Consider the following 9,319-nt stretch of genomic DNA (forward strand, 5'->3'; position numbering starts at 1 on the left):
CCCCCCCCCCCCCCCCCCCCCCCCCCCCCCCCCCCCCCCCCCCCCCCCCCCCCCCCCCCCCCCCCGCCCCCCCCCCCCCCCCCCCCCCCCCCCCCCCCCCCCGCGGCGGTGAGCCAGGACGCCTCAGGCGGGGACCAGGCGCCGGCACTCCGGGCAGACGTCGTCCGAGCCCAGCCCGCGCCGGCCGTGCCACGCCCCCTGGACGACGGCGACCGGCGTCCCGCACGCGGCCACCCACGGCGGCGGCCCGTCGGCGGCCTCCCGCGGCACCGCGTGCGCCCGGCTGCTCTCCTGGTCCCGCCCGGCCGCGTGCCCGCCCGTCGCGCTCGTCACCGCCCCAGTCTCCCGGCCCGGCCCCACCGCGCGGTGCCCGACCTCGCGCTGCGCGGGGAAGGACGGGCACCGCGGGACGCGGCCGGCGCCGCCGGTCGCCGCGGGCACGCCGGAGGGCGGCGCGCGCCGTCACCCTCCGGAACCGCGTGCTGCGGTCCATGCTGTCGCCCGTGACCGCCCCGTCGATGCCGCTGCCGTGGTTCCCCGCGGCCGAGGCGCCCGGCGGGCGCCGGGTCCCGCCGCCGGACGGGGCCGGGCCGGACCGGCTGGTCCTCGACCCCGCCGCGGTCTCCCTCGCCGGCCCGCGCGGCGCCGACCAGGACGCCGGGTCCGCCGGTCCCGCGCTGCTCGTGGTCGCCGACGGCGTGGGCGGCGGGCGGGGCGGGGCCACCGCGGCCCGCCTGGCCGTGGAGGAGGTCGTCGCGCGCGCGGCCGCCGCCCGCGCCGACGGCACCGAGGCCGCGCCCGACGCCGGGCTCGCCGACGCGCTCGCCGCCGCCGACGCCGCCGTGCGCGCGGCCGCCGCGGCCGACCCCGCGCTGGCCGGCATGGCCACCACCTGCACGGCGGCCGTGCTCACCCGCGACGGCCGGGTCGTCGTCGCGCACGTCGGCGACAGCCGCGCCCACCTGCTGCGCGCCGGCGTCCTCACCCGCCTCACCACCGACCACTCGCTGGTGCAGGCGCTGGTCGACTCCGGCGACCTGACCCCCGAGGAGGCCGCCGCCTCGCCGATGCGCTCGGTGCTGCTGCGCGCCCTGGGCGGCTCGGCCGACCCCGGCCGGGCCGACCTGGTCGCCGTCCGCGCCGAGCCCGGCGACCGGCTGCTGCTGTGCTCCGACGGGCTGTCCGGCGTCGTCCCGGCCGCCACCCTGCGGCGCGTCCTCGCCGCCGAGCGGCGCCCCGCGGCCGCCGCCGCCCGGCTGGTCATGGCCGCGCTGGCGGCGGGCACCCGCGACGACGTGACCGCCGCCGTCGGCGACGTCACCCCCGCCGGGTGGGCCGCGAGCACGGTCCAGGTCACCGTCGGCTCGGCCGCCGGGACCGCCGCCGACTGAGTCCCGGCAGGGACTTGCCCGGCCCGCGCGTCCGGGGGCAGGGTGTGGTGCACACCACATCCCGCGAGCCCGGGAGGTCCCCGTGCGCATCCCCGTCCAGGACAGCGACCGGCCCGGCGGCCGCCGTGGGTAAGGACGTCGTCCCGGCGCCGGAGCCGCGGGAGGCGGCCCGGGTGCGCAACGTGGCCCTCGTCGGCCACGCCGGCGCCGGCAAGACGACCCTCGCCGAGGCGCTGCTCGTGGCCACCGGCGCGCTCGTGCGCGCCGGCCGGGTCGAGGACGGCACCACCTGCCTGGACAGCGACGACGTCGAGGTCCGCCAGCAGCGCTCGGTGACCCTCGGCGTGGCCACCGTCGAGCACGACGGCACCCGGATCACCCTGCTCGACACCCCCGGCAGCCCCGACTTCGTCGGCGAGTTGCGGGCCGGGCTGCGCGCCGCCGACGCCGCGCTGTTCGTCGTCTCCGCCGTCGGCGGCGTCGACGCGACCACCGTGCAGCTGTGGGAGGAGTGCGCCGCGGTCGGCATGCCGCGCGCCGTCGTCGTCACCCAGCTCGACCGCGCCCGGGCCGACGTCGAGGAGACCGTGCGGCTGTGCCAGACGGCGCTCGGGGAGGGGGTGTACCCGGTCCACCTCGTCGACCGGGCGCCCGACGGGACCGTGCGCGGCGTGGTCAACCTGCTCGAGCCCGGCGCGCAGGCCCCCGACGCCGAGCGGCTCCGCGGCGAGCTGATCGAGGGGATCATCGGCGAGAGCGAGGACGAGGCGCTCATGGAGCGCTACCTCGCCGGCGACGAGCTGGTCCAGGGCGACCTGATGGCCGACCTGGGCACCGCGGTCGCCCGCGGCCACTTCCACCCGGTGCTGTGCGCCGCCCCGCTGCTGGGCATCGGCCTCGACGCGCTGCTCTACCTGATCGTGCACGGCTTCCCCAGCCCCGCCGAGCACGGCTGCCCGCCGGTCACCCGCCCCGACGGCTCCAAGGCCCCCGCGCTGACCTGCGACCCCGACGGCCCGCTGGTCGCCGAGGTGGTCAAGACGACGACCGACCCCTACCTGGGCCGGGTCTCCCTGCTGCGCGTCTTCTCCGGCACCCTCACCCCCGACACCCCGGTGCACGTCTCCGGGCACGGCGGCGCCGACCGCGGCCACCCCGACCACGACGCCGACGAGCGCATCGGCGCGGTGTCCTCCCCGCTCGGCTCGGCGCTGCGCCCGGTCGCCGCCTGCCCGGCCGGCGACGTGTGCGCCGTCGCCCGGCTGAGCACTGCCGAGACCGGTGACACCCTGTCCGCGCCCGGCGACCCGCGGCTGGTGCCGCCCTGGGACCTGCCGGTGCCGCAGCACCCGGTCGCGGTCGAGGCCGCCTCCCGCGGCGACGAGGACCGGCTCGGCCCCGCGCTGGCCCGGCTGGCCGCCGAGGACCCGACGGTGCGCGTCGAGCGCTCCCGCGACACCGGGCAGTTGCTGCTGTGGTGCGTGGGGGAGGCCCACGGCGAGGTGCTGCTCGAGCGGCTGCGCACCCGGCACGGCGTGGCGGTGACCACCGTCCCGGTGCGGGTGCCGATGGTCGAGACCCTCGCCGCGCCGGCGAAGGCCACCGGGCGGCTGGTCAAGCAGTCCGGCGGCCACGGGCAGTACGCCGTCGTCGTGGTCGAGGCCGAGCCCGGGCCGCCGGGGTCGGGCATCACCTTCGAGCAGCGGGTGGTCGGCGGGGCGGTGCCCAGCCAGTACCACGGCAGCGTCGAGAAGGGCATCCGCGCGCAGGCGGCCAAGGGCGTGCACGAGGACCGGCCGCTGGTCGACGTCGCGTTCGTCCTCGTGGACGGCAAGGCGCACTCGGTCGACTCCTCCGACGCCGCCTTCCAGTCCGCCGGGGCGCTGGCGGTCCGCGAGCTCGCGGCCGCCGCGGGCACCAAGGTCCTCGAGCCGTGGTGCGAGGTCGAGGTGGTCGTGCCCGGGGAGCACGTGGGCGCGGTGATGAGCGACCTGTCCTCCCGCCGCGCCCGGGTGACCGGCAGCGACGCCGACCCCGACCGGGACCGCACCACCGTCCGCGCCGAGGTGCCCGAGATGGAGCTGCTCGGCTACGCCGGGGCGCTGCGCTCGGTCAGCCACGGCACCGGCTCCTTCAGCCGGCGCCCGCTCGGCCACGAGCCGGCCCCCGCCTCGCTGCTCGTCCCGGCGTAGCGCCCGGCCCCCGCTGCAGGTCCCTGCTGCAGGTCCCCGCCACGAGCCTGCGCGTGGCGGGGAACGGCGGGGTCCGTCGACTAGCCTCGGGCACGGTGTGCAGCGGGGTGGAGGAGCAGTGACGACGTCGCAGGGGCCGTCGGCCGTCCCGGCGTCCCCGGGACCGGGGTCGATGGCGGGCGCGGTGGTGGGGCCGGACGCGGGTGTGGGCCGGGTGACCGACCGCAACGAGCTGCCCGACCGGGTGTGGACCGTCCCCAACGCCCTGTCGGTGCTGCGGCTGCTCGGCGTGCCGCTGTTCCTCTGGCTGCTGCTGGGCCCGCAGGAGGACGGCTGGGCCGTGGTCGTGCTCATGGTCTCCGGCGTCACCGACTGGGCCGACGGCAAGCTCGCCCGGGTGCTCGGGCAGTCCAGCCGCCTCGGCGCGCTGCTGGACCCGGCCGCCGACCGGCTCTACATCATCGCCACGCTGATCGCCTTCGTGCTCCGCGACGTCGTCCCGCTCTGGGTGGTCGCGGTGCTCGTCGGCCGCGAGGTGGTGCTCGGCCTGATGCTGCTGGTCCTGCGCCACCACCGCTACGAGCCGCTGCAGGTGCACTACCTGGGCAAGGCGGCCACGTTCAACCTGCTCTACGCCTTCCCGCTGCTGCTGCTGGCCGACGACGCCACCGGCGCCTGGCTGGCGTGGGTCCAGCCGTTCGCCTACGCGTTCACCATCTGGGGCGGCGTGCTCTACGTGCTGGCCGGCGTGCTCTACGTCGTCCAGGTGGCCGGCATCGTGCGCACCGAGCGGGCGCTGGCCCGGGGAACGGCCCGGTCCGGGGCGGGCGCGCCGGCCCGCCCGGCGCCGTGACCGCGACCCGACCGACTCCCCGGCCGGCCCCGCCGGCCCGCGGCGGGATGCGCTCCATGGGCGCCTCGCTGCTGGACCAGGTGCTCGCCGAGACCCTGGACCCCGCCTACGCCCGTGCCGCCGAGGCCCGCGCCGGGGACGCCCCGCCGCCGCGCCGCCGGCTCGGCGCGCCGGCGGTGGCGCTGACCATGGCGCTGGCCGGGCTGCTGTTCTCGGTCACCTACCACCAGGCCGCCGCCGGACAGGCCGGCCAGGACGAGGTCCGCGCCCGGCTGGTGGAGGAGATCGGCGTCCAGTCCGCCAGCACCGACGACCTCGCCGCCGAGCTGGAGGACCTGCGCGGCCGGGTCGCCGACGCCCGCGACGACGCGCTGGCCGCCAGCACCGTCGGCCAGCGGGCCATCGACGCCCTCGACGCCGCCGAGCTCGCCGCCGGCCTCGACCCGGTCACCGGCCCCGGCCTGCTGGTCACCCTGGCCGACGCCGAGCCCGACGCCGACGCCGACCCGGTCGGCGGGACCGGCGACGACGGCAGCGGCGACGTCCGCGACGGCGACCTGCAGCTGGTGGTCAACGCGCTGTGGTCCGCCGGCGCCGAGGCGGTGTCGATCAACGGCCAGCGGCTGGGCCCGACCACCGCGATCCGCTTCGCCGGGGAGGCGGTCCTCGTGGACTTCCGCCCGGTCACCAACCCCTACCGCGTCAGCGCCATCGGGGACCCGGACGAGCTCCGGGCCCGGTTCCTGGCCAGTGCCGAGGTCAACGCCCTGGCGGTCATCTCGGAGACCTACGGCCTGCGTTTCGAGTTCGCCCAGGAGGACGAGCTGTCCGTTCCCGCCGGGGGAGTCCCCGAGCTGCGTTCCGCCGTGCCCTTCGCCGGCACCCCGGCCGACGCCGCCACCGGCGGCACGGGGGACTGAGCGGTGATCCCCGTCATCGGCCTGGCCGTCGGCATCGCGCTCGGCCTCGTCCTCGACCCCACCGTCCCGCTGTGGCTGCAGCCCTACCTGCCGATCGCGGTGGTCGCCGCGCTCGACGCGGTGTTCGGCGGCGCCCGCGCCCGCCTCGACGGGATCTTCGACGCGAAGGTGTTCGTCATCTCGTTCGTGTCGAACGTCGTCGTCGCCGGGCTGATCGTCTTCCTCGGCGACCAGCTCGGCGTCGGCGCGCAGCTGTCCACGGCGGTCGTCGTCGTCCTCGGCATCCGCATCTTCGGCAACGCCGCGGCCATCCGCCGGCACCTGTTCCGGGCATGAGCGGCACCCCGCGGCCTGCCGGGGACGACCCGCTGCCGCCCGACCCGCTGCCGCACGACCCGGACGACGCCGGGCCGGAGGTCACCGACGCCGGCCCCGCCGAGGCCCGGGCCGCCGGGACCACCCCGGCCGACGACGCCCCTGAGCCCGCCACGGAGCCCGCCGCGGACCCGCCCGCCGGGGAGGGGTCCCCCGGCCCCGCGCAGGCGCCGGCCGCCCCGCGGCGCCGCCGCCAGCGGGTGGTCGCCGGCCTGCTGATCGGGGTCCTCACCCTGCTGCTCGGCTTCGCGATCGCGGTGCAGGTGCGCAGCACCGGCACCGGCCAGGCGCTCGAGGGCGCCCGCGAGGAGGAGCTCGTCGCGATCCTCGACGACCTCGACCTCGAGGAGGAGCGGCTGCGCGCCCAGATCGCCGACCAGCGCAGCGCGCTGCGCGAGCTGTCCGACACCGACAGCCGCTCGGCCGCCGCCCTGGAGGACGCCAACGAGCGCGCCGACGCCCTGGCCGTCCTCAACGGCACCGTCGCCGCCGAGGGGCCGGGCCTGGTCATGACCATCCGCGACCCCGAGGCGCAGGTGCGGGTGGCCGACCTCCTCGACGCCATCCAGGAGCTGCGCGGCGCCGGCGCGGAGACCATGCAGATCGACGGCGTGCGGATCGGCGTCTCCACCGCCGTCACCGGCGTGCCGGGCGCCCTGCAGGTCGACGGGCGGGCGGTGAGCGCCCCCTACGAGGTCGTCGTCATCGGCTCCCCGCAGGACCTGCAGACGGCGATGAGCATCCCCGGCGGCGTCGTCGACCGGGTCGGCCGGCAGGGCGGCAGCGTCGAGATCGAGCAGCGCGACCGTGTCGTGGTGGACGCGTTGCGGCCGCTCGACGAGCCTCAATACGCTCAGCCCGACACCGGCGACTGAGCACGGTCCCGCGGGCCCCGGCCCGATCCCCCCGACTCCCTGGAGACGACACCGCATGAGCACGCCCGACGACCGCCGCTACACCGACCAGCACGAGTGGGCGCTCGTGCAGGGCAGCGGGGAGGCGGGCACGGTCGTCCGGGTCGGCATCACCGACCACGCGCAGGACGCGCTCGGCGACATCGTGTTCGTGCAGCTGCCCGAGGTGGGGGAGGAGGTCGGCCCCGGCAACCCGATCGGCGAGGTCGAGTCGACCAAGTCGGTGTCCGACGTCTACTCGCCGGTGGCCGGGACCGTCTCGGCGGTCAACGAGGCCCTCGGCGACGCCCCGGAGACCATCAACGCCGACCCCTACGGGACCGGCTGGCTGGTCGAGATCACCGTGGCCGGCGACGGCGGCGACCCCACCGCCGGCCTGCTCGACGCGGCCGCTTACCAGGCGCTGGTCGACGCGTCCTGACCACCCCCCGGGCCGCTCGGGCGGCCGGGCACGATCACTATGCTGCCCCTGGGAACGGGCTCTCGACGGCCCCGTGGGACAGCTGTGACACCGCCCCGGCGTCCGGTTGACCCCCGGGACCACCGCTGGTTCCATGACCAACGGCCCGCCGTGCCCCGCACGGCGGCCGACCCGCGACGACACCGTCCGGTGCCGTCGTCCGCCGGCCGCCCGCGGCAGGACCCCACGCCCGCGGCGGTGCCCCCTGCACCGGAGGAGACAGACGTGCACTGCACTCGTTGTGGCCACGACAACCCCGAGGGCAGTCGCTTCTGCGCGCAGTGCGGCGCCGCCCTCTCCCAGGAGCGCGTCGGGGAGTCGACGAGCGTCATCCCCAAGGTCGGCGGCGAGGACACCGGCGACGTCCCGGAGGCCGCCGAGCCCTCGGCCGACACGCACGCCGGGGCGGTCGAGTCCCTGCCCGCCGGGTCCGCCCTGCTCGTGGTCAAGCGCGGCCCGAACGCCGGCAGCCGGTTCCTGCTCGACCAGGACGTCACCACCGCCGGCCGGCACCCCGACAGCGACATCTTCCTCGACGACGTGACCGTCAGCCGCCGGCACGTGGAGTTCCACCGCGAGGGCGGTGGGTTCTCGGTGCACGACGTCGGCAGCCTCAACGGCACCTACGTCAACCGCGAGCCGGTCGACGTCGCGACCCTGTCCGGCGGTGACGAGGTGCAGATCGGCAAGTTCCGCCTCGTCTACCTGACCGGCCCGCGCACCGGCGAGCCCGCCGCCCGCTGACAGCGGGGCGCTGATCCTTTGCGTTCTGCGCCCGCCGGCGCGTCCGGGGAGGGCGCGCCCGACGCCCGCACCCCCCGTCTGACCATCGGGGCGGTGCTGGGCGCCCTGCGCGACGACTTCCCCGACGTGACCATCAGCAAGATCCGGTTCCTCGAGGCCGAGGGCCTGGTCTCCCCGGAGCGGACGCCGTCGGGGTACCGGAAGTTCTCCCGGGCCGACGTCGACCGGCTGCGCTACGTGCTCACCGCCCAGCGGGACCACTACCTCCCGCTGCGGGTCATCAAGGAGCACCTGGACGCGCTCGACCGCGGGGAGCCGGTGCCGGACCCGGCCGCCCCGGCCGTGCCGGAGGAGCTCCGGCCGGACGGGGACCTGCCTGCGGCATCCGGGCCGATGCCGGCCGCCGCGTTCGCCGCGGCGGCCGGGCTGACGCCGGCCCAGCTGGGCGACTACGTCCAGTTCGGGCTGCTCGTCCCCGACGCCGACGGGCGGCACCCGGCCGGCGACCTACCGGTCGCGCGGGCGGCCGCGGGGCTGGCCCGGCACGGCATCGAGCCGCGCCACCTGCGGGTGTTCCGCACCGGCGCGGAGCGGGAGGCAGCACTGGTCGAGCAGCTGCTCGCGCCGGTGCTGCGCTCCCGCTCGGAGGACGCGCGGGCCCGCGCCACCGAGCAGCTGACCGAGCTCGCGGCGCTGTCGGCGCAGTTGCACCGGGCGCTGTTGGAGGCGCGACTGCGCGACCTGTTGCGCCCGTGAGTCCGGCGTACGGTGGACCCAGCCGCCGGACCGGCCGTCCGTCACCGCGCACCGGCGCCTCCCCGTACCGCCGCAGCTGAGGAGCAACACCGTGCAGGAACTCAGAGTCGTCGGGGTCCGGGTCGAGCTGCCCGGCAACCAGCCGATCCTGCTGCTGAAGGAGACGCAGGGGGAGCGGTACCTGCCGATCTGGATCGGCGCGGTCGAGGCCGCCGCCATCGCGTTCGAGCAGCAGGGCGTGCGGCCGGCGCGGCCGATGACCCACGACCTGCTCCGCGAGGTCGTGCGCACCCTCGGCGCCACCCTCGAGGCGGTCAACATCACCGAGATGCGCGACGGCATCTACATCGCCGAGCTGGACTTCGGCGACGACCGGGTGGTCAGCGCCCGCCCGTCGGACGCCGTGGCCCTGGCCGTGCGCACCGGCGCGCCCATCTACGGCGCCGAGGAGCTGCTCGACGAGGTCGGGATCGAGATCCCCGACGAGCAGGAGGACGAGGTCGAGAAGTTCCGCGAGTTCCTCGACCAGATCTCGCCCGAGGACTTCGGCGCCGGTTCCGGCTCCGGCGGCGCCTGAGACCCGATCCCGGGGCGGGGGGGGGGGGGGGGGGGGGGGGGGGGGGGGGGGGGGGGGGGGGGGGGGGGGGGGGGGGGGGGGGGGGGGGCGCGGGGTGGCGGGCCGGCCGACTCCGGGAACCCGTCCGTAGACACGGG

The 9,319-nt window shown here is 77.7% G+C and carries 11 protein-coding genes; 10 read left to right on the forward strand and 1 reads right to left on the reverse strand.

Features of this window, described 5'->3' with window-relative positions:
* Positions 1–123: 123 nt before the first annotated feature.
* Positions 124–333: a hypothetical protein gene (locus ACI8AR_RS23610; protein ID WP_457053166.1), complete on the reverse strand. Its 210-nt coding sequence runs from the start codon at positions 331–333 to the stop codon at positions 124–126.
* A 170-nt stretch (positions 334–503) separates the two neighbouring features.
* Here ACI8AR_RS23610 and ACI8AR_RS23615 point away from each other — a divergent pair, with 170 nt between their 5' ends.
* The 10 genes from ACI8AR_RS23615 to ACI8AR_RS23660 all read left to right on the forward strand — a co-directional run bounded on the left by ACI8AR_RS23615 (position 504) and on the right by ACI8AR_RS23660 (position 9,182).
* Positions 504–1,391 carry a PP2C family protein-serine/threonine phosphatase gene (locus tag ACI8AR_RS23615; RefSeq protein ID WP_457053167.1) on the forward strand — a complete coding sequence of 296 codons (888 nt, stop codon included), beginning with the start codon at positions 504–506 and terminating at the stop codon, positions 1,389–1,391.
* Positions 1,392–1,516: 125 nt separating this feature from the next.
* Positions 1,517–3,583, forward strand: a complete 2,067-nt coding sequence (locus tag ACI8AR_RS23620) for an elongation factor G-like protein EF-G2 (RefSeq protein WP_457053168.1) — start codon at positions 1,517–1,519, stop codon at positions 3,581–3,583.
* A gap of 118 nt (positions 3,584–3,701) precedes the next feature.
* A complete protein-coding gene (locus ACI8AR_RS23625; RefSeq protein ID WP_457053169.1) occupies positions 3,702–4,436 on the forward strand; it encodes a CDP-alcohol phosphatidyltransferase family protein in 735 nt (244 codons plus the stop codon).
* 56 nt (positions 4,437–4,492) lie between these two features.
* A complete protein-coding gene (locus ACI8AR_RS23630) occupies positions 4,493–5,356 on the forward strand; it encodes a DUF881 domain-containing protein (RefSeq protein WP_457053170.1) in 864 nt (287 codons plus the stop codon).
* Between the two features lie 3 nt (positions 5,357–5,359).
* Positions 5,360–5,692 carry a small basic family protein gene (locus ACI8AR_RS23635; protein WP_387988172.1) on the forward strand — a complete coding sequence of 111 codons (333 nt, stop codon included), beginning with the start codon at positions 5,360–5,362 and terminating at the stop codon, positions 5,690–5,692.
* Positions 5,689–6,606 (forward strand): DUF881 domain-containing protein, encoded by a 918-nt coding sequence (locus tag ACI8AR_RS23640; protein WP_457053171.1) that lies wholly within the window; start codon positions 5,689–5,691, stop codon positions 6,604–6,606. Before ACI8AR_RS23635 ends, ACI8AR_RS23640 begins: the two co-directional genes overlap by 4 nt.
* Positions 6,607–6,661: 55 nt before the next feature.
* Positions 6,662–7,066, forward strand: coding sequence for a glycine cleavage system protein GcvH (gene gcvH / locus ACI8AR_RS23645; RefSeq protein WP_456929622.1), 405 nt, complete (start codon positions 6,662–6,664; stop codon positions 7,064–7,066).
* Between the two features lie 264 nt (positions 7,067–7,330).
* A complete protein-coding gene (odhI, locus tag ACI8AR_RS23650) occupies positions 7,331–7,849 on the forward strand; it encodes an oxoglutarate dehydrogenase inhibitor Odhl (protein WP_456936009.1) in 519 nt (172 codons plus the stop codon).
* A gap of 93 nt (positions 7,850–7,942) precedes the next feature.
* Complete coding sequence (gene ftsR, locus ACI8AR_RS23655) at positions 7,943–8,605, forward strand: transcriptional regulator FtsR (RefSeq protein WP_457053172.1); 663 nt, start codon at positions 7,943–7,945, stop codon at positions 8,603–8,605.
* Between the two features lie 91 nt (positions 8,606–8,696).
* The gene (locus ACI8AR_RS23660; protein ID WP_387988177.1) at positions 8,697–9,182 is read left to right on the forward strand and encodes a bifunctional nuclease family protein; all 486 of its coding nucleotides are present in this window, start codon (positions 8,697–8,699) and stop codon (positions 9,180–9,182) included.
* Positions 9,183–9,319: the final 137 nt, after the last annotated feature.

This window comes from Geodermatophilus sp. SYSU D01036, from assembly GCF_054050435.1.